Source organism: Actinosynnema sp. NPDC049800, assembly GCF_040656635.1.
GTDB lineage: Bacteria > Actinomycetota > Actinomycetes > Mycobacteriales > Pseudonocardiaceae > Actinosynnema.
The window spans coordinates 380,184-399,575 of record NZ_JBFAMT010000002.1; the positions used below are offsets into that span (position 1 = coordinate 380,184).

Below are 19,392 nucleotides of genomic sequence, written 5' to 3' on the forward strand. Positions count from 1 at the left end.
TCTTGCGGCATGATGGCCAAATTCCAGCTCGACAGGAATACCGGTACGGCAGCTTAGCGCGGTCGATGAGCAGAACAGGAAAAACCCTCGTGGTCGCAGGTGGGGAAAGCGGCAGCGGCGGCAACACCGACAAGTGACGTCGGACCGCCGGTGACGGGCCCACTCCGCGATATCGGGCCCGTCATGCCAAGTCCAACCGCACGCCGAACTTCCGGTAGGCGGGCAGGTTCCGCACCGTCAGCGTCGTTTCCGGCTGCCCGGCCTGGTTCAGCTCCCTGGTGAGCGCGTAGTCGTCCTGCTCGGTGAGCATCCCGATCTTGTCGAATGACGCCCGTTCGCCGACGGGGAGCCGAATCACGTACTGCGCGAACGGCACCGGCTCCGCGAACGAGGTCAGGAACTCGTCCGCCCGGTCGCCGCGCATCAACGGCAGGCACTTCGCGGGCCAGAACATGTCCACGGAAAGGCTCACCTCCCCGCCGCGCGGGACCCTCTCGTGGAGGTGGACGACCATCTTCAGCACGCCGTTGTCCAGCCACGACGTGGTGAAGTCGTACCTGGTCCCGCCCTCGCCGCGGACCTCCACGCTGCGCACGTGAGCCTGCACCCGGCGCCGGTGGCGCTTGGGCCAGTTCCAGTTGACGCGGTCGTGGAACGTGCAGAAGTACAGCACCTCGCACAGCGCGACGACGGTGAACGAAATGCGCTGCCGCACGTCGCCGTTCGGCTGGATGTCGACTTCCTGCACCCAGCTCTTCACCGACCATTTCTGGCCGTGGACCTTTTCCAGCCGGTCGCAGTACTCCAACAACAGCCTGCGTTCCAGGACGTCCCGACCGCGCCACACCACGCGGTTGACCACGAGCATCGCGAACACGACCGCAATGGCACCCGCCACCAGTGCCAGCCCCGCGGTTCGCACGTACCCGTGCCCCGCGGCGGCGGCCGTGAAGCCGCCGACCAGCGCGAGAGCCGCCCCGCCCTCCACCGGTCCCAGGATCGGCGTGTAGACCACGTAATCGCGCAACCGCTGACCGACCGCCGAGGCCGGCGTCCTGCGCCTTGCCCGGTGCACCGGTTCGCGAACGTCAAGACTTGCCCGAGCCACCCCCATCGCCGACCGCCCTTCCCCGACCCATAGCTGAAGGGTAAGGCACCGGACAGCCCTGGAAATGAGATTGGTACGGACGGGTCGGGCGATTAGGCCACCCCGGTGAGGGGCGAATGGCCGCTTTATCGCTGATTGGTGAACTGCACTGAATTACAGGCCTGTTCATCGCGTCGTTTGAGGTAGTAACCGGTCCACGAGACCAGCACGACGACCGCCACGAGCACCTGCACCAGGCGTGCCGCGGAGTCCGGGTAGAGGACGCCGTCGATGTAGGTGTCGATGAAGCCGTTCGCGAGCTGGGGTCGGCCGGCGGCGGCGCGGAGCTCGTTCTCCAGCCACGTGAGGGGGCAGGCGAGCGGGAACAGGACGATCAGCAGGCCCCAGGTCGCCATCGCCAGGTGGAAGTACAGCACCCTCGGCCACCGCCAGGCCAGGAACCCGCCGACCATCAGGAAGAGCAGGACGGCGAAGTGCACCACCATGACCAGCTCGGCTAAAGCGTGCGCGACCATAGCGACCTCCCTGCTTCCCACAGTAGGCCGCCAAGGGATCACGTGCCCGCCAATTACGGGCACCCCGGGTTCAGCCCCGGGGCAGCGCCTGCCACGGCACCCGGCCGGCCACGTCCAGCAGCAGGTCGGCCAGGTGGGCGAGCGGGGCCTGCAGCAGCGGGCCCGGCACGGCGGCGGCGAGGTTGTGCTCGTCGAACGCGATCGCCACGCCGTTCGCCCGCGGGTCCTGCAACAGGGCCTGCGTGAGGCCGGAGGCGAGCAGCGCCGAGGCGAACGCGGGGTTGCGGCGGCGCACCTCGTAGCGCGCGTCGAACGCCGGGTCGCCGGTCTCCACGAACTGCTCGAACAACCCCCACACGCTGTCCTCGCGCGGGCTGATCAGCACCCACGGCCCCGGCATCGGGCGCGGCACGACCACCACCGCGTAGGTGCGGTACTCCGACGTGACCACGTTGTCCGCGCGGAACACCACCTCCACGGCCAGCACGGGCACACCGCGCCAGTGGCCGACGAGCTGGAACTTCACCCGGCTCCGGTCGGCCTCCAGCATCCGCCCGACCTGCGGCACGCGTTCCTGGAAGCCCTGGTCCTCGGCGACGAACCGCCACCCCAGGGACGCCTCCAGCGCCCGCATCTGCTGCTCCCACTGGTTCACGAACTGCTGGTTCGTGAACGGGTTCCGCTTGCGGCGCGACAACCCCACGGCGACCCCGACGCCCAGGATCGCCACGATCACCAGCAGCAGGACCAGGGCGCCGGCCATGTCAGGCCAGGCCCAGGTCGGCCAGGTCCAGCAGGTACCGGTACGGCAGCCCGGCCTCCTCGATCACCTCGCGCGCGCCCGTGCCGCGGTCGACGACCGTCGCGACGCCGACCACCGTGGCGCCCTGCTCGCGCAGTGCCTCGACGGCGGTCAGCACGCTGCCACCGGTGGTGGAGGTGTCCTCGACCGCCAGCACCCGCTGCCCGGCGACCTCGATGCCCTCGATCCGCCGCTGCATGCCGTGCTGCTTGGCCGCTTTGCGCACGACGAACGCGTCCAGCACCTCGCCCGCGTTCGCGGCGGCGTGCATCATCGCGCACGCCACCGGGTCCGCGCCCAACGTCAACCCGCCCGCGGCCACGTAGTCCCAGTCGGCGGTGAGCTGCCGGAGCAGCTTGCCGATCAGGGGTGACGCGGCGTGGTGCAGCGTCGCCCGGCGCAGGTCGATGTAGTAGTCGGCCTCGGCTCCCGAGGACAGCGTCACCTTGCCGTGCACCACGGCCAACTCGCTCACCAACCGCGCCAGCTCGGCCTTCGCCGCGGCGTCCAGGACCACTTCAGTTCGCACGGCTGCCAAGAGTGTCATACCGCGCCGTACGCTGGCACACCGTGACCCTTCCCGGCACCGACACCTTGATCATCGAGCAGCCCTGGGGCGTGCTGCGCCACCTGCTGGGCACCAGGTACCGAAACGACGTCTACGACGGCGGCGGCGCGTTGGTCGCGTCGGTCTCGGAGCGCCGGTTCCTCGGACCGCTGCGGAAGTTGTTGCGCGCCACCGCGTTCTCCGGCCGGACGACCTTCGACCTCGCCCTGGCCGACCGCGGGCGGCAGCTGCTGCTGATCCGCAAGGGGTCCGGCAAGCCGCCGACGCGCGTGACGTGGCCGGACGGGTCCGTGGTCGGCTCCGTGCGGCACGAGGGGCACGGCGCTTACGGCCTGCTCGACGCGGCCGGGCAGCGGCTGTGCCTGCTGCACGAGGTGGCGTCGTTCAGCCCGGGCGCGATCGCGAAGCGGGACGGGCGGCGCGTGCGGCGGGACGTGCTGAGCATCCGGCCGGGCACGCCGGACCCGGTCCGCTCGCTGGCGATCGCGGCGGCCGTGGCGTACGACGTGGTGCGTGGGGTGGGGACGAACCACACCAGTGCCGGCGGGTTCGACTTCCCCACGTTGACCTGAGCTCGAGCTGACCGGCGCGCGTCCAGCCCCGGCGCCGACCAACGCACCGCACTCCGTGCCGCTTCCGGACTCAGCCGGACTCGTCCACCGCCCGACTCACCCAGACTCGTCCACCGCGGACCCACCGGCTGGTGCACCATCCCGCCGTACCCGGTTCGTCACCATCGGACTCACCTGGGCTCGTCCGCGGTCGGACGAACCCCGGCTCGTGCACCGCCGGAGCTACGCAGGCGTCCCCGCCAAGGGGACCCCTGCTTTTATTCTGCCCCTGAGGTCAGACAATTCGAGGTGGTCAGGCCGGCGCCTGTGGACAACTCCGCGGAGCCCTCGGCCCCAGGCCTGACCACACCTCGTCTACCAGGCGTCCTCGGTGAACTTGTTCGGCTCGTCGTCGTCATCGTCGCGGCGACCACCCGGCCGGGACGAACCCGCCGAGACGACGTCCTCCGGGTCGTTGCCCTCCTGGATCGCCGTGTACGCGCGCTGCAGGTCCGGCACACCGGTCTGCAGAGCGCGCTGCACCCCCTCGTCGTCCACGGCCCGCCCGGACGCGATGTCCTCCCAGGACATCTCACCCGCGTCGACCCGCCGCGCCAGCTCCTTCAGCTCACGAGGCGCACCGGGGCTGTTGGCGAACCGCGAGATCTCGGCGAAGTCCGCCTGCGTCAGCCCGCGCGACCGCAGCTGCACCTGGCTCGCCGCCCGCGCGGTCTCCTCGACGTTCGCCATCCGCTTCTCGACGTCGGCGACCAGCGCGTCCAGCTTCGCCTTGTCGTACGGGAACGTCACTGCCCATCACCTCCACCGGAACCCGACCCGGAGCCCGAACTCGCGCCGGCCGGAGCGGGCGCCGGTGATGTGGGTGGCGGCTGGTTGTAGCGGCCGTTCGCCGCGTTGCCCGCCTTGCCCAGGCCGTACGCGCCCAACCCGACACCGATCGCCCCGGACTTCGCCGCGGCCACGCCGTTGTCGTACTTCTCCTTGCCGTCCTGGTACCCGTCGACCACGTCGAGCAGGTCGCTGACGTCGCGCACGTCCTTCAGCTTGGACAGCGCGGTGCCCATGGCGACGATGCCGTCGATCATGCCCTGGACGCCCTCGATCAGCGTCTGGATGGAGATGATGATCTTGCGGATGGCGTCCACGATCTGGATCGCGTCGTAGACCATCCACACCGCGCGGCCCCAGCCGACGACCGGGATCCACGCCGTCATCGCGGCTTCCATCAGCTTGCCGACCAGCATGTCCAGCAACGTCAACGCGAGGCCGCACGCGGTGCGGCAGGTGCTGGCCGTGGACCGGAACTGGTTGCCGATGATCCGCGCGATCTGCGAGTCCGCCTCGATGGCGATCACCCACATGGTGCCCATGCGCGTCTCGAACGCCTTCGCCGCGTCACCGTCCCAGTGCGACGACAGCTGCTCGGCGCCCGCGTCCACGTTGTGCCGCACGGAGTCGAGCGCCTTGGCGACCCGGTCCCACGCGTTGGCGTTCTCGTCGATCTTCTCGAAGTCGCCGAGCAGCGGCTTGATCAGCGCGTCGAGCAGGTTCTCGCCGGTGACCTTCTCGTAGATCCAGTTGACGCCCTGGATCTTCCAGCCGGCCTTCTCGATGAGCTCCTTGGTCGACTGCCGGCCGGGCCGGTCCTCCGCGGCGGCGCTGAGCGCGGCCGACGGGTCTTCGACGTCCGCGTACGCGGTCACCGGCCACCTCCGAGCGACGGCGCCTCGGCCACGGCGTGGAGCTGGGACAGCACCCGGTCGAGGACGCTCATCACCATCTCTTCGTTCTTCTCGTACATGTCGGCGGCCTTGTTGAGGCTCTCCGCCTCCTTGACCATCATCTGGTTCGCGAAGTCGAGGGTCTCCCCGTACAGGGAGGCCACGCCCGTCACGATGGGCTGCAGCAGCGAGAGCAGACCGGTGAACCCCGAGGTGTCGCCGCCCTTGGAGATCGCGTGGTCCTTGATCGTCATGAAGTGCTGCGCGTTGCGGCTCAGCAACTCGCCGTAGCCGCGGAGCTCGGGCGGCTCCACGCTGAACTGTTCGCCCATGGACGGTTCCTCCCTGTTCCAACTAGTGGAGTGGGACGGACCGGACCGGGTTCGGGTTCCCGGCTCTTCTAAGTGCGTCCTCGTCCGCCCGCCGCGCGGGAGGCTATCCGCCTGACCAGCGCGCGCGGAACCAGCCGCACCAACACCGTGATGGCTTTGTACTGGGCGCCCGGCACGGACACCGGCTTGCCCGCGCGCAGGTCGGCGAGGCCGTCGTGCACCACCCGGTCGGCGTCGAGGTAGAGCACGTCGGGCGTGGCGGACATGTCGATCTTCGCCCGCTGGTGGAACTCGGTGCGCACGAAACCCGGGCACAACGCCATCACGCGCACGCCCGTGCCCGCCGTGGCCATCGCCATGCCCTCGGAGAACGCGGTCACCCACGCCTTGTCGGCGCTGTAGGTCGTGCCGCGGCCGGGCAGGAAGCCCGCCACGCTGGACACGTTGACCACCGCGCCGCGCCCGCGCGCCACCATCCCCGGCAGCGCCGCGCGGGTCAGCCGCAGCACGCTCGTCACGTTCACGTCCAGCTGGGACTGCAGTTCGAGCGGGTCGGCGGTGAAGAACTCGTTCGAGATCGCGAAGCCCGCGTTGTTGACCAGCAGGTCGACCTCGCGTTCGGCGAGGAAGTCGGCGACCTTGGTCCGGCCGGCGTCGGTGGCCAGGTCGGCGGGCAGCACCTCGGCGGTGATGCCGTGCGCGGCGCGCAGCTTGGCCGCCGTCTCCTCCAGCCGCCGTTCGTCGCGGGCGACGAGCACCAGGTCGTGGCCCTCGGCGGCGAGCCTGCGGGCGAACGCGGCGCCGATGCCCGACGACGCGCCCGTCACCAGGGCGGTCGGCGGCGTCACGGCTTGCGCCCGAACTGCGGGCGGTGGACCTCGCCACCGGTGTCGGACTCGGGGTCGGCCTCGAACGGGTCGATCACGTCGGCCAGTTCGCCGAGGTCGCGCAGCAGCCGTTCCAGGCGGGCGGGGGTGGAGTTGGGCGGTGCGGCGGCGAGCACCCAGTCGTTCTCCAGCCAGACTACGGTGACGTCACCGCCGATCTCCTCGGCGGCGTCGACCAGGTCCGGGTTGATGAGCTTGCGCGCGGCGGGCAGCTCGCTGACGAACGCGTACCGCGAGCCGACCGGTCCGAGCAGGTCGGGCATCTGGTCGCGTTGGAACGGCACGCTGGGCAGCCACAGCTCGATGACCACGGGCAACGCCCGGCGGCAGCGCACGCCGACGAGCACGGAGTTGACCTTGCCGCCGGTCTCGTGGTCGAGCACGTAGACCTGGCGGCGGCCGTCGGCGGTGAAGGTGGAGCCGGCGACGACGTCCTTGGCCACGCCGACGCCGTAGTAGGCGATCGCGCCGCTCTCCCAGCGGGTGGGCAGCACGTGGTCGGTCTCCTCGAACTGCCAGCCGCGCAGCGCCGCCCAGCGGCGGCGTTCGCGGTTTCGCGCGGTTCGCTGTGCCCGGTCGGTCGCGAGCAGGGCGAACCCCGCGACGCCCGCTACCGCGGCGACGGTGAACCAGACCCACGCCGGTATGCCCACGGTGCGAGAGTAGCGGGCGGCGATGAACAAACGAAGATCACTTGGGGCGTGGGTCGCGCAAACGGATCAAGCTGTTACCCGTCTCGCCGGTAGGGCGCGGCGGCGGCTCAGGCACGTCCGACGACGGCCGGCCACGACTTATCCACAGGCCACAGCGTTGTCCACAGGCACGCCCCGACCACCCACCCGGTGTCGGTCCCGGCCGGCAGAGTAAAAATCGGGGATCCCCCGGTCGGGGACCCCTGCGGAGCGAGCTCCGAACGAGGGAACGCGGAACGCGGGCGAACGCGGAACGGCGGAACGCCGGACAGCGGAACCACCCGACCTCCGGACTCCCGGACTCCCGGACTCCCGGACTCCCGGACTCCCGGACTCCCGGACTCCCGGACTCCCGGACTCCCGGACTCCCGGACGGAACGCTACGGCGCGGCGAGCGGCGAGCGCGGTCAGGTCGTGAGGCGGCGGGAGCGCTCGGGAGCCGGTTGTCCCGGCTGGACCGAGCGCGTCCCGCAGACCTGGGGCGAACGTCGAGCGCGCCGGGATCAGGCCTTGCCGACGATCAGGCCCGAGTGGTCGTCCAGCACCTCGACCTTCACCGTGTCACCGTCACGCACCTCGCCCGCCAGCAGCTCCTTCGCCAACTGGTCGCCGATGGACGACTGCACCAGCCGCCGCAACGGCCGGGCCCCGTACACCGGGTCGAAGCCGTTCAGCGCCAGCCACTCGCGCGCGGCCGGGGTGACGTCCAGGGTCAGCCGCCGCTGCGACAGGCGCTGCCCCAGCCGATCCACCTGGATGTCCACGATGGACGTCAGCTCCTCGGTGGCCAGCGAGTGGAACACCACGACGTCGTCCAGCCGGTTGAGGAACTCCGGCTTGAAGTGCGTCCGCACGATCGACATGACGGCGTCGTTGCGCTGCCGCTCGTCCAGGGTGGCGTCCGCGATGACGTGCGAGCCGAGGTTCGAGGTCAGCACCAGGATGGTGTTGCGGAAGTCGACCGTGCGGCCCTGGCCGTCGGTGAGCCTGCCGTCGTCGAGCACCTGCAGCAGCACGTCGAACACGTCCGGGTGAGCTTTTTCGACCTCGTCCAGCAGCACGACCGAGTACGGGCGGCGGCGGACCGACTCGGTCAGCTGCCCACCCTGGTCGTAGCCGACGTACCCGGGAGGCGCGCCGACCAGGCGGGCCACCGAGTGCTTCTCGGAGTACTCGCTCATGTCGATCCGGATCATCGCCCGCTCGTCGTCGAACAGGAACTCCGCCAGCGCCTTCGCCAGCTCCGTCTTGCCGACGCCGGTCGGGCCGAGGAACAGGAACGAGCCGGTCGGCCGGTCCGGGTCCGCCACGCCCGCACGGGTGCGCCGCACCGCGTCCGACACGACCCGCACCGCCTCGGCCTGGCCGACCACGCGCTTGGCCAGCTCGTCCTCCATGCGCAGCAGCTTCGCCGTCTCGCCTTCGAGCAGCCGGCCCGCCGGGATGCCCGTCCACGCGGAGACCACGTCGGCCACGTCGTCCGGCCCGACCTCCTCCTTCAGCATCACGGCGGCGTCCTGGGTGGTGCGGGTGGCCGCCTCCAGCTCCTTCTCCAACGCCGGGATGCGCCCGTACCGCAGCTCGGCGGCCCGGCCGAGGTCGCCGTCGCGCTCGGCCCGCTCCGACTCGCCGCGCAGCTGCTCCAGCTGCTCCTTCAGGTCGCGGACCTTCTCGATCGAGCCCTTCTCGTTCTGCCAGCGAGCAGTCAGCCCGGACAGGTCCTCGCGCTGCTCGGCCAGCTCGGCGCGCAGCGTGGCCAGGCGTTCCACCGAGGCCGGGTCCGACTCCTTGGCCAGCGCCATCTCCTCGATCTCCAGCCGGCGCACGGCGCGTTCGACCTCGTCGATCTCGACCGGGCGGGAGTCGATCTCCATGCGCAGCCGGGACGCGGACTCGTCCACCAGGTCGATGGCCTTGTCGGGCAGGAAGCGGGCGGTGATGTACCGGTCGGACAGGGTCGCGGCGGCGACCAGGGCGGCGTCGGTGATGCGCACGCCGTGGTGCACCTCGTAGCGGTCCTTGAGGCCGCGCAGGATGCCGATCGTGTCCTCGACCGACGGCTCGCCGACGAGGACCTGCTGGAAGCGGCGTTCCAGGGCGGCGTCCTTCTCGATGTGCTCGCGGTACTCGTCCAACGTGGTCGCGCCGACCATCCGCAGCTCGCCGCGGGCCAGCATGGGCTTGATCATGTTGCCGGCGTCCATGGCGGACTCGCCGGTCGCGCCCGCGCCCACGATCGTGTGCAGCTCGTCGATGAACGTGACGACCTGGCCCGCGGAGTCGGTGATCTCCTTGAGCACGGCCTTCAGCCGCTCCTCGAACTCGCCGCGGTACTTCGCGCCGGCCACCATCGAGCCGAGGTCGAGCGCGACGACCTTCTTCCCGCGCAGGCTCTCGGGCACGTCGCCCGCGATGATCCGCTGGGCCAGGCCCTCCACGATGGCGGTCTTGCCGACGCCCGGCTCGCCGATCAGCACCGGGTTGTTCTTCGTGCGGCGCGACAGCACCTGCACCACGCGGCGGATCTCGGTGTTGCGGCCGATGACCGGGTCCAGCTCGCCCTTGCGCGCGCGTTCGGTCAGGTCGACGCCGTACTTCTCCAACGCCTTGTAGGTGCCCTCCGGGTCCGGGCTGGTGACCCGCGCCGAGCCGCGGACCTTGCCGAACGCCTCCTTCAGCGCCTCGGGGTGCGCGCCGTGGCGGCGCAGCAGGTCGGCGACCTGGCCGCCGTGGTGGGCGAGGCCGACCAGCAGGTGCTCGGTCGACACGTACTCGTCACCCATCTCGGTGGCGAGTTCCTGCGCCTTGCTCAGCACGCGGACGGCGTCGCGGGAGAACTGGGGCGCCGACACGGACGACCCGCTGGCCGCGGGCAGCGCCCTGGTCAGCTGCTCCAGCTCCTTGTGCACCTGCTTCGGGTCCGCGCCGACGGCGGAGAGCAGGGGCGCGGTCAGGCCGTCGCCCTGGGCCAGGAGCGCGCCGAGGAGGTGGACCGGGCCGACGTCGGGGTTGCCCGCGATGGTCGCCGCCTGCACGGCGGCGGACACGGCCTGTTGCGTCTTCGTGGTCGGGTTGAAAGCGTCCATTCCTCACCTCGGTCGGTGTTCGTGCGCAAGGGGCCGGCGTGCGCCACCGGCCATCACTCAGGTCAACGTCAGAAAAGTTGAGCCAGTTCCGCTCAACCTAGTGGAATCGTGTGGTGTGGGCCACGGCGGCGTGCCCTGCCGAAACTCGGGTGCGTCCGGTCGACTCCCACCGCGACGATCTGCGCATGACCTCACTGGTGCACCACATCACCTTCGACTGCGCGAACGCCTACGAGCTGGCCGGCTTCTGGAGCAAGGTGACCGGCCTGCCGGTCTCCGAACACGACTTCCCGGGTGACCCCGAAGCCCTGGTCGCGGTGCCCGGCGGGCCTGGGTTGCTGTTCATCCAGGTGCCCGAGCCCAAGACCGTGAAGAACCGGGTCCACCTCGACCTCCAGCCCGACACCACGCGTGACGCCGAAGTGGAGCGACTGCTCGGGATCGGGGCGGCGCTGGTGTCCGACATGCGCCGGCCGGACGGCACGGGGTGGGTCGTGCTGGCCGACCCGGAGGGCAACGAGTTCTGCGTTGAACGCAGCGCAGCCGAGCGGTCCGAGCAGGCCTGAGGCCGGTCACCCACATGTAGCAGCCGGTTGTCCACAGCGGCCCGCGAGTTGTCCACAATCCGCAGGTGGGCATCCACAGGCGACTGCGGCCCACCACACCAGGCCGGCCTGCCGGCCGCCACTGGGGTGAACATCGGCCGGTAAACCCCGATCGGACGTCCCGCCGACGTGGCCGGCGTGTTACCCGGCCCACGTCCCCTGAGGAGTCGTGCGTCTGGCGGTGGGCCGCAAGCGCTGGATTCGGTATATGTGGAAGGGAATGACCACCCGTTCGCGGGAACGTTGTGCGACCGTCCGTAATCGCACTGCACTCGAAGGTGGCATCAAGGAGTCGACCGGCCAGTTGGCGGGTTAGTGTCCCCTCGTCGGGATGGAAGCTTGACGAGGACGTAGCGCCCTTGCTGGCGCCGCCAGAAACGTGGAGACTGCGCCCGGACCATGACTGCGAACGCCGTGTTGAGCCCCATCCCGAGCCCGCCACACCGCGAACCTCCTCCTGGTGTCACCGCTATGGTGCGGATGATCCGGGAGAGCTTCGCGGTGGTGGAGCCGCGCGCCGAAGAGGTAGCCAAGTTCTTCTACGGCATGCTCTTCAGCCTCGCGCCAGCGACCCGTGAGATGTTCCCCGCGAACATGGAGGTCCAGCGCAGCCGACTGCTGCGCGCCCTCGTCCACGTCGTGCAGATGGTGGACAGACCGGACGACCTGATCCCGTTCCTGCGCCAACTCGGGCGCGACCACCGCAAGTTCGGCGTGGTCAACGTGCACTACGAGTCCGTCGGCACGGCGTTGCTGGCGGCGGTGAAGAAGTTCGCCGGGCCCGCGTGGACGCCGAAGGTCGAGATGGCCTGGGCCGAGGCGTACACGATCATGGCGCGGGCGATGCAGGAGGCGGCGGCGGCCGACGACGGCCCGGCCTACTGGCACGCGACCGTGCTCGACCACCAGCGGGTGAGCTGGGACCTGGCGGTCGTGCGGCTGCAGCCGGATCACCCGGTCGGGTACCGCGCCGGGCAGTACGTGAGCGTCGAGACGCCGCAACGCGCTCGGCTGTGGCGGTACTACTCGCCCGCGAACGCGCCGCGTGACGACGGCATCATCGAGTTCCACATCCGTTCGGTCGAGGGCGGGTGGGTCAGCCGGTCGATCGTCGGACACACCCAACCGGGTGACGTCTGGCGTCTCGGACCGCCGATGGGCCGGCTCGGCGTGGACCGGAAGTCCGGGCGGGACGTGCTGATGGTCGCCGGCGGGACCGGGGTCGCGCCGATGCACGCGATCATCGACGAGATGGCGCAGTGGGGCGAGAACCCGCGCGTGCACCTGTTCATGGGCGGGCGGACCCGCGAGGACTTGTACGACCTTGACAACCTCCAGCGGTTCGCGATGACCAACCCTTGGTTGACCGTCGTGCCGGTGCTGGAGTCCGACCCGGGCGCGCGTGGCGTGGAGCAGGGCACGCTCGCCGACGTAGTCACCCGTTACGGGGCGTGGGAGGAGCGGGACGTGCTGGTGTGCGGCTCGCCGTCCATGATCCGGGCCACCGTGTCGCGGATGCTGGTCGCCGGCACTCCACTCGACCGGATCAAGTACGACCCGTTCACACTGGACTGAACCGCTACCTGAAACTTTTTCACGTTTACCACCGGGCCGTGCGGGACTTTCGGCTGCCCAACGCGATCCGGCCGGTCACAGCCGCTCGGGCCACGCCGTGCTGGTCACGGCCACGGTGCCCTGGTCACGCCGTGCTGGTCACGGCCGCGCCGGCCACGCCGCGCCCAGCACGGCCGCCAGCGTGCCCGGCCGACTGGTCTGCGGGCAGTGTCCGCCGTCGACCTCGATCGCCTCGACCCCGAGCCGTTCGCGCGCGGCGCGGCGCATCCACGACGCCCGCAGCGTGCGGTCGTCACGCGGCAGGACGTAGGTCGACGGCAGGTCAGGCACCTCGTGCACCTCGCGGTACGTCGCGGCGGGGTAGAACAGGCGCAAGGTGCGCAGCCCGGCGCGCACACCGGCCAGGTCGCAGTCGTGGAACAGGAAGTACGAGGCCACCACGGGGTCCGCGGTGGGCGGTTCGGTGAGGGAGCGCCACTCCGGGTTGAACATCTCGCCCGTGTCGACGGCCAGTTCGTCCGCCAGCGACACGGGGCCGGGGATCATCGCGGCGATCCAGGCCAGGTGGGACGCGCCGAGGGCTCGTGCGATGGCGGGCATCAGCAGGCCGGCGCCGGAGTGCCCCACCAGGACCGGGGCCAGCGCGTCGCCCGCCTGGGCGCGGGCGATCGCGGCGTAGTCGACGGCGCGCAGTTGCGGCTGGTCGGTCGGCAGGTCCACGGCCACGGTGCGGTGGCCGCGTTGGCGGAGCAGGTCCTCCACCGGGCGCCAGGCCGCGGGCGACTGGGTGGTGCCGTGCACGAAGACGTAGTCCACGGGGTCCAGTCTGGCGCGGGTCGCCCGGTTCGGTCGGCTGCCAGGTTGGTTGGGCGGCGGCAGGTCGGTAGGGCGGTAGGGCGGTGGCCGGTTGGTTGGGCAGCAGGGCCGGGCCGGTCGTCGCGGGCCGCCGTCATCGGGGGATTCCGGCGTCGGGGGCGTGGGGGTTCAGGGCGGTGGGGGTCGGCGTCGCGGGGTTCCTCATGCTTAACCGAGGTACGGGAACAGTGTTTCCGTACACTTTCCCGAGATGATCACCCTATTGGGCGACACATCAGGCGGCTCAGCGCTTCGAGTTCGGCTTCCAGACGACCAGTGCCGTCTCGTGCCGCACCGGCACCAGGTCACGGCGGTACGACGCGTGCACCGACGCGGCGGCGTGCTCGGCCGCGGCCATGGCGGAGGCCAGTTGTTCGGTCAGCTCCTGCACCCTCGCGCGCAGCGCGCCGACCTCGTTCTCCAGCTCGATGATCCGCTTGACGCCCGCGAGGTTGACGCCCTCCTCCTGCGAGAGGCGTTGCACCTCGCGCAGCAGCACGATGTCGCGCATCGAGTACCGGCGCCCGCCGCCGGACGTGCGGCCCGGCGACACCAGGCCGAGCCGGTCGTACGCACGCAGGGTCTGCGCGTGCAGACCCGACAGCTGGGCCGCCACGGAGATGACGAAGAACGGGGTGTCCTCGTCGGTGCCGGGCGGGAACGGGAAGCTCACACCGACCTCTTCTCCAACAGGGCGTTGAGCTCCGCGCGCGGGTCGTGCTTCGCCGTCGCCGACGCGTAGTTCTCCAACGCCTCCCGGGCTGCGGCGTCCATGTTGTTCGGCACCGCGACGTTCAACGTGATGAGCAGGTCGCCGACCTGGCCGTCGCGCTTGGCGATGCCCTTGCCCTTGGCCCGCAGCACCCGACCGCTGGCCGTGCCGGCGGGAACCTTCAACGTCACCTTGCCCTCGAGCGTCGGCACGGTCAACGTGGTGCCGAGCGCCAGCTCGGGGAAGGTCACCGGAACGGTCACGGTCAGGTCGTTGCCCGACCGGCCGAAGATGGGGTGCGGGTTGACGTGCACGAGCACGAACAGGTCGCCGGCGGGCCCGTTGTTGCGCCCCGGCTCACCCTGCCCGGCCAGCCTGATCCGCTGGCCGTCGTCGACGCCCGCCGGGATGCGGATGGTCAACGTGCGGGTCTTGGTGCTCACGCCGTCGCCCGCGCACTCCGGGCACGGGTCGTCCACGATCCGCCCAGTGCCCCGGCAGTCGGCGCACGGCTCGGAGAACGCGAACGCGCCCTGGCTGCGGGTGACCAACCCGGCGCCGCCGCAGTTCGTGCACGTCCGCGGGGACGTGCCGGGACGCGCGCCGGAACCCGCGCACGTGCCGCAGGTCGCCGGGCTGGACAGCCGCATGGGCACGGTCGCGCCCTTGACGGCCTCGGTGAAGTCGATCCGGACGTCGGTCTCGACGTCCTCGCCGCGCCTCGGCCTGGTGGCCGACGCGGACGTGCCGCCCCGGCGGTTGAACAGGCCGCCGAGCAGGTCGCCGAGCCCGCCCATGCCGCCGGCCTGCTGCGCGCCCTGGCGGCCGAACAGGTCGCCGACGTCGAACCCGCCGCCGGTGCCGAACCCGCCGGGGAACCCGCCGCCTCCGGAGAAGAGGCGGCGGGCCTCGTCGTACTGCTTGCGCTTCGCGGTGTCCGACAGCACGCCGTACGCCTCGGACACCGCCTTGAACCGCGTCTCGGCCTTGGCGTCACCGGGGTTGGCGTCGGGGTGCAGCTCCCGCGCCAACTTCCGGTACGCCTTCTTGATCTCGTCGGCCGAGGCGTCGGAGGTGACGCCCAGCTCGCGGTAGAAGTCCTTCTCGATCCAGTCGCGAGCGCTCAACGGACGCCGCCCCCCTTCTCAGTCCTGCTGCTCTTCGACCGGCTTCTCGACGGCCTCTTCGACGACCGGCTGCTCGGCGGCCGGCTCGTGGTCGGTCACGGCGACCAGCGCGGGCCGCAGCACGCGCTCGCCGAACCGGTAGCCGCGGCGCAGCACGGCGGTGACGGTCGGCCCGCTGACGTCCGGCGAGGTGCCGTGCTGGACGGCCTCGTGGACGGACGGGTCGAACTCCTCGCCCTCGTGCCCGAACGGCTCCAGGCCGGTGCCGTGCAGCGCGCCGACCAGCTTGTCGGCCACGGCCTTGAACGCGCCGGTGAGGTCGCCGTGCGTGCCGGCCCGCTCGATGTCGTCGAGCACGCCGAGCAGCTCGCCGGCCACCTGCGCCTTGGCCGTGGTGATCACCAGTTCCCGGTCGCGCTCGACGCGCTTGCGGTAGTTGGCGTACTCCGCGGTCAACCGCTGCAGGTCGGCGGTCCGCTCGTCGAGCTGGGCCTTCAGCTCGACGGACGGGTCGTCGGCCACGGCCGCTTCGGCCTCCGGCTCGGGCGCGGCGTGCTTGCCGCCGCCCTCCGAACCGGTCTCGGGCGCGCCGGTCGTACCGGCCTCCGGCTCGGCCGGGGCGTCGGCGCGCGCGTTCTCGTCCGCCGGGTTCTCCCGCACCTGACCCGTCTCCGGGTCGATGCGCCTGCGGTCGCGCACCACCACGTGGGGCTGTTCCTCGGGCTGGGTCACTTCTTCTCGTCCTCGTCGACGATCTCCGCGTCCACCACGTCGTCGGCCTTCGGCGCGTCACCGGCGGCGGCGCCTCCGGTGGCGCCCGCGGCGTCGGCCGTGGGTGCGGAGTTGGCGTACAGGGACTGGCCGATGGCCTGGGACTCCGTGGCGAGCTTCTCCACGGCGGCGCGGACCTTGGCGATGTCCTCGCCCTTGAGCGCCTCGGTGGTCTCGGCGAGGGCCGCGGTGACCTTCTCCTTGACCTCGGCCGGGAGCTTGTCCTCGTTCTCCTTGAGGACCTTCTCCGTCTGGTAGACGAGTGTCTCGGCCTGGTTGCGGACCTCGGCCTCGTCGCGGCGGCGCTTGTCCTCCTCCGCGTGCGCCTCGGCGTCCTTGATCATCTGCTCGATGTCGTCCTTCGGCAGCGCGGAGCCGCCGGTGATCGTCATCCGCTGCTCCTTGCCCGTGCCCATGTCCTTCGCGGACACGTGCACGATGCCGTTCGCGTCGATGTCGAAGGTGACCTCGATCTGCGGGACGCCGCGGGGCGCGGGCGGCAGGCCGGTCAGCTCGAACATGCCGAGCTTCTTGTTGTCGCGGGCGAACTCGCGCTCGCCCTGGAACACCTGGATCTGCACGGACGGCTGGTTGTCGTCGGCCGTGGTGAAGATCTCCGAGCGCTTGGTCGGGATCGTCGTGTTGCGCTCGATGAGCTTGGTCATCACGCCGCCCTTGGTCTCGATGCCCAGGGACAGCGGGGTGACGTCGAGCAGCAGGACGTCCTTGACCTCGCCCTTCAGCACACCGGCCTGCAGGGCCGCGCCGACCGCGACGACCTCGTCCGGGTTGACGCCCTTGTTCGGCTCACGGCCGCCGGTCAGCTCCTTGACCAGCTCGGCCACCGCGGGCATGCGGGTGGAGCCGCCGACCAGCACCACGTGGTCGATGTCGCCGACGCTGATGCCGGCGTCCTTGATCACGTTGTTGAACGGCGCGCGGGTGCGCTCCAGCAGGTCGTTGGTGATGCGCTGGAACTCGGCGCGCGACAGCGTCTCGTCCATGAACAGCGGGTTCTTGTCCGCGTCCACGGTGATGTAGGGCAGGTTGATGGAGGCGTTGTTCGAGCTGGACAGCTCGATCTTCGCCTTCTCGGCGGCCTCGCGGATCCGCTGCAACGCCATCTTGTCCTTGGTCAGGTCGATGCCGTTGGTCTGCTTGAACCGCTCGACCAGCCAGTCCACGATGCGCTGGTCCCAGTCGTCACCACCGAGGTGGTTGTCACCGGAGGTCGCCTTGACCTCGACCACGCCCTCGGCGAGCTCGAGCAGCGAGACGTCGAACGTGCCGCCACCGAGGTCGAAGACCAGGATGGTCTGCTCCTTGTCGCCCTTGTCGAGGCCGTAGGCCAGGGCGGCGGAGGTGGGCTCGTTGACGATGCGCAGCACGTTGAGGCCCGCGATCTGGCCGGCCTCCTTGGTGGCCTGGCGCTGCGCGTCCTCGAAGTAGGCGGGGACGGTGATCACCGCGTCGGTGATCTCCTCGCCCAGGTAGGCCTCGGCGTCGCGCTTGAGCTTCATCAGCACGCGCGCGCTGATCTCCTGCGGCGTGTACTTCTTGCCGTCGACGTCGTCGGTCCGCCAGTCGGTGCCGATGTGGCGCTTCACCGACCGGATCGTCCGGTCGACGTTGGTCACCGCCTGGTTCTTGGCGGGCTGACCGGTGAGCACCTCGCCGTTCTTGGCGAAGGCCACGATGGACGGTGTGGTGCGCGACCCCTCGGAGTTGGCGATCACCGTCGGCTCGCCGCCCTCGAGAACCGCGACGACGGAGTTGGTCGTCCCCAGGTCGATGCCGACCGCTCGCGCCATTGGATTCCTCCTGGTAGTGCGTGTGTGAGAGCCCCGCGTTGAGCGGTGCCGACTCAAGTTTAGCCGGCGCCGGCGGACTTGAGTCCACCCGGCTCAATCTTTCTGCCTGTCCAACGGACGGCGGTGTCGCGGTGTTCCCGGCGCGAGGTGATCCGGGACACTCGTCCGCATGGAGTCACCCGCGGACATGATGGCCGCCGTCACCGCGTCGATGCTCGCGCGCACCGGCCGCACGCTGGACGAATGGGTCGAGCTGGTCGAGGCGAGCTCGCTCGATCCGGTGGACCGGAAGGCCGTCCGGGCGTGGCTGCGCGACGTGCACGGGGTGAAGCAGAACTCGCAGTGGACGATCGCGGACGCGGCGGCGCGGCGGGCGGGGTGGACCGAGCCCACGTTCACCGAGCACGTCGAGTCGCAGTACGCCGGGCGCAAGGCGGCGTTGCGACCGCTGTTCGACCGGATCGCGACGCTGGCGCTCGGGCTGGGCGAGGACGTGCGGGCCGAGGGGCGGGCCACCTACGTGCCGTTCGTGCGGGGGCGGCAGTTCGCGGCCGTGCAGGCGTTGGCGTCGCGGGTCGACCTGGGCCTGCGGTTCACCACGGCGCCCGAGAGCGACCGGTTGACGCCCGGTGGCCCCGGCCAGGCGACGCACAAGGTGTCGCTGACCGGGGCCGACGAGCTGGACGGCGAGGTGGAGGCGCTGCTGGTGGCGGCGTACGAGCAGAACGCCTAGGCGGCGGACCGCACCGTCACGTCGCCGCTGTCGGTGCGCAGGTGCAGCTCGGCGGAGCCGTTCGGGTCGTCCTTGACGTCGACCTTCTGCTCGCCGCTGCCGGCGTCCACGTCGATCTTGTAGGCGCCCTGCGGGACGGTGACGTTCAGGCTGCCGCTGCCCATGTCGGCGCGCACGGACTTGACGGCGACGATGGCCACGTCCACGTCGCCGGAGTCGGAGTCGATCGTCACCGAGCCGCCCATGTCGACCAGCCTGGTGCTGCCGGAGCCGACCCGTCCGGTGAAGTCACCGCCGACGGCGGTCGCGGCCAGGTCGCCCGAGTCGTTGTCGACGCGCACCGGGCCCGCCACCTCGCGCACCGTGGTGCTGCCGGAGCCGACTTCGACGTCGACGCTGGCCACGCCTTCGAGGTGGACGTCGCCGGAGCTGTTGCGGCCGGTGATCTTGACGTTCTTGGTGGGGACGGTCACCTCGTAGTCCACCGAGCACTGGCTGCCGCAGCCGTCGAGGACGAGGGTGGAGCCCTCCACGCGGTGGGAGACGCCGCCGGGCTTGTCCGAGCCCTTCGGGTACTCGACGCGGCGGCGGACCTGGGTCTCGGCCAGGCCGTCCTGGCCGCGGACGGTCACGTCGCCCGAGCCGTTCTGCAACCGCACCTCGGTCACCTGGTCGGACACCGAGTGCGTGTCGTCGAACGTGTTGTGGACGAGCCGCACGCAGGACGTGAGCGCCAGCGCCGCGGTCACCGCCACACCGACCGTCAACGCGATCCGCTTAACCACCACTGCCCCCTCGTCAGGCGTCAAGATGTCGAGATCCAAGTTATGGGTACTCGACCGGTGCGCCCACCAGGAAGGCCCCCGACCGATAGGGGGGCTGTCCCTACCCCTCCGGTCAGCGGCCCGTCAGCGGCCCGG

Annotated in this window: 20 protein-coding genes; 4 read left to right on the forward strand and 16 right to left on the reverse strand. The window is 70.8% G+C overall.

Annotated elements, in window-relative coordinates; genetic code table 11:
• Nucleotides 1-181 precede the first annotated feature (181 nt).
• The 4 genes from AB0I91_RS04600 to pyrE form a co-directional block, all read right to left on the reverse strand.
• Nucleotides 182-1,027, reverse strand: a complete 846-nt coding sequence (locus AB0I91_RS04600) for a hypothetical protein (protein WP_498771716.1) — start codon at nucleotides 1,025-1,027, stop codon at nucleotides 182-184.
• Nucleotides 1,028-1,233: 206 nt separating this feature from the next.
• Nucleotides 1,234-1,623: a DUF2784 domain-containing protein gene (locus AB0I91_RS04605; RefSeq protein WP_499635206.1), complete on the reverse strand. Its 390-nt coding sequence runs from the start codon at nucleotides 1,621-1,623 to the stop codon at nucleotides 1,234-1,236.
• A 70-nt stretch (nucleotides 1,624-1,693) separates the two neighbouring features.
• Nucleotides 1,694-2,386, reverse strand: a complete 693-nt coding sequence (locus AB0I91_RS04610) for a hypothetical protein (RefSeq protein ID WP_498771712.1) — start codon at nucleotides 2,384-2,386, stop codon at nucleotides 1,694-1,696.
• A gap of 1 nt (nucleotide 2,387) precedes the next feature.
• The gene (pyrE, locus tag AB0I91_RS04615; RefSeq protein ID WP_498771976.1) at nucleotides 2,388-2,942 is read right to left on the reverse strand and encodes an orotate phosphoribosyltransferase; all 555 of its coding nucleotides are present in this window, start codon (nucleotides 2,940-2,942) and stop codon (nucleotides 2,388-2,390) included.
• A gap of 53 nt (nucleotides 2,943-2,995) precedes the next feature.
• Between pyrE and AB0I91_RS04620 the strand changes: the two genes are divergently transcribed.
• A complete protein-coding gene (locus tag AB0I91_RS04620) occupies nucleotides 2,996-3,565 on the forward strand; it encodes a hypothetical protein (RefSeq protein ID WP_498771710.1) in 570 nt (189 codons plus the stop codon).
• 354 nt (nucleotides 3,566-3,919) lie between these two features.
• Here AB0I91_RS04620 and AB0I91_RS04625 read toward each other — a convergent pair whose 3' ends face one another.
• The 6 genes from AB0I91_RS04625 to clpB form a co-directional block, all read right to left on the reverse strand.
• Nucleotides 3,920-4,354 (reverse strand): hypothetical protein, encoded by a 435-nt coding sequence (locus AB0I91_RS04625; RefSeq protein ID WP_498771708.1) that lies wholly within the window; start codon nucleotides 4,352-4,354, stop codon nucleotides 3,920-3,922.
• Nucleotides 4,351-5,268 carry a WXG100 family type VII secretion target gene (locus AB0I91_RS04630; RefSeq protein WP_499607877.1) on the reverse strand — a complete coding sequence of 306 codons (918 nt, stop codon included), beginning with the start codon at nucleotides 5,266-5,268 and terminating at the stop codon, nucleotides 4,351-4,353. Before AB0I91_RS04630 ends, AB0I91_RS04625 begins: the two co-directional genes overlap by 4 nt.
• Nucleotides 5,265-5,618 carry a hypothetical protein gene (locus AB0I91_RS04635; protein ID WP_498771704.1) on the reverse strand — a complete coding sequence of 118 codons (354 nt, stop codon included), beginning with the start codon at nucleotides 5,616-5,618 and terminating at the stop codon, nucleotides 5,265-5,267. The genes AB0I91_RS04630 and AB0I91_RS04635 overlap by 4 nt, the downstream gene beginning before the upstream one ends.
• A 68-nt stretch (nucleotides 5,619-5,686) precedes the next feature.
• Nucleotides 5,687-6,466, reverse strand: a complete 780-nt coding sequence (locus AB0I91_RS04640) for an SDR family NAD(P)-dependent oxidoreductase (RefSeq protein WP_499607874.1) — start codon at nucleotides 6,464-6,466, stop codon at nucleotides 5,687-5,689.
• Nucleotides 6,463-7,158 (reverse strand): TtfA family protein, encoded by a 696-nt coding sequence (locus tag AB0I91_RS04645; protein ID WP_498771700.1) that lies wholly within the window; start codon nucleotides 7,156-7,158, stop codon nucleotides 6,463-6,465. The genes AB0I91_RS04640 and AB0I91_RS04645 overlap by 4 nt, the downstream gene beginning before the upstream one ends.
• A gap of 542 nt (nucleotides 7,159-7,700) precedes the next feature.
• Nucleotides 7,701-10,283 (reverse strand): ATP-dependent chaperone ClpB, encoded by a 2,583-nt coding sequence (clpB, locus tag AB0I91_RS04650; RefSeq protein WP_499635209.1) that lies wholly within the window; start codon nucleotides 10,281-10,283, stop codon nucleotides 7,701-7,703.
• Between the two features lie 185 nt (nucleotides 10,284-10,468).
• Between clpB and AB0I91_RS04655 the strand changes: the two genes are divergently transcribed.
• Together AB0I91_RS04655 and AB0I91_RS04660 are read left to right on the forward strand one after the other, a co-directional pair.
• Entirely contained in the window at nucleotides 10,469-10,849 is a 381-nt protein-coding gene (locus AB0I91_RS04655; RefSeq protein ID WP_498771696.1) for a VOC family protein, read from the forward strand.
• A gap of 510 nt (nucleotides 10,850-11,359) precedes the next feature.
• Entirely contained in the window at nucleotides 11,360-12,463 is a 1,104-nt protein-coding gene (locus tag AB0I91_RS04660) for an FAD-binding oxidoreductase (protein ID WP_498771694.1), read from the forward strand.
• A 138-nt stretch (nucleotides 12,464-12,601) separates the two neighbouring features.
• Here AB0I91_RS04660 and AB0I91_RS04665 read toward each other — a convergent pair whose 3' ends face one another.
• The 5 genes from AB0I91_RS04665 to dnaK form a co-directional block, all read right to left on the reverse strand.
• Nucleotides 12,602-13,279 (reverse strand): alpha/beta fold hydrolase, encoded by a 678-nt coding sequence (locus AB0I91_RS04665; RefSeq protein ID WP_499635212.1) that lies wholly within the window; start codon nucleotides 13,277-13,279, stop codon nucleotides 12,602-12,604.
• 283 nt (nucleotides 13,280-13,562) lie between these two features.
• Nucleotides 13,563-13,991 (reverse strand): heat shock protein transcriptional repressor HspR, encoded by a 429-nt coding sequence (locus tag AB0I91_RS04670; protein WP_230570812.1) that lies wholly within the window; start codon nucleotides 13,989-13,991, stop codon nucleotides 13,563-13,565.
• The gene (dnaJ, locus tag AB0I91_RS04675) at nucleotides 13,988-15,157 is read right to left on the reverse strand and encodes a molecular chaperone DnaJ (protein WP_498771690.1); all 1,170 of its coding nucleotides are present in this window, start codon (nucleotides 15,155-15,157) and stop codon (nucleotides 13,988-13,990) included. The genes AB0I91_RS04670 and dnaJ overlap by 4 nt, the downstream gene beginning before the upstream one ends.
• Before the next feature lie 18 nt (nucleotides 15,158-15,175).
• Nucleotides 15,176-15,889: a nucleotide exchange factor GrpE gene (gene grpE / locus AB0I91_RS04680; protein ID WP_498771687.1), complete on the reverse strand. Its 714-nt coding sequence runs from the start codon at nucleotides 15,887-15,889 to the stop codon at nucleotides 15,176-15,178.
• Entirely contained in the window at nucleotides 15,886-17,739 is a 1,854-nt protein-coding gene (gene dnaK / locus AB0I91_RS04685; protein ID WP_499607866.1) for a molecular chaperone DnaK, read from the reverse strand. The genes grpE and dnaK overlap by 4 nt, the downstream gene beginning before the upstream one ends.
• 169 nt (nucleotides 17,740-17,908) lie before the next feature.
• Between dnaK and AB0I91_RS04690 the strand changes: the two genes are divergently transcribed.
• The gene (locus tag AB0I91_RS04690) at nucleotides 17,909-18,472 is read left to right on the forward strand and encodes a DUF5655 domain-containing protein (RefSeq protein ID WP_498771683.1); all 564 of its coding nucleotides are present in this window, start codon (nucleotides 17,909-17,911) and stop codon (nucleotides 18,470-18,472) included.
• On the opposite strand, the gene AB0I91_RS04695 is transcribed toward AB0I91_RS04690, so the two are convergent.
• The gene (locus tag AB0I91_RS04695) at nucleotides 18,469-19,257 is read right to left on the reverse strand and encodes a DUF4097 family beta strand repeat-containing protein (RefSeq protein WP_498771681.1); all 789 of its coding nucleotides are present in this window, start codon (nucleotides 19,255-19,257) and stop codon (nucleotides 18,469-18,471) included. The two genes, AB0I91_RS04690 and AB0I91_RS04695, sit on opposite strands and share 4 nt — an antisense overlap.
• Between the last annotated feature and the right edge of the window lie 135 nt (nucleotides 19,258-19,392).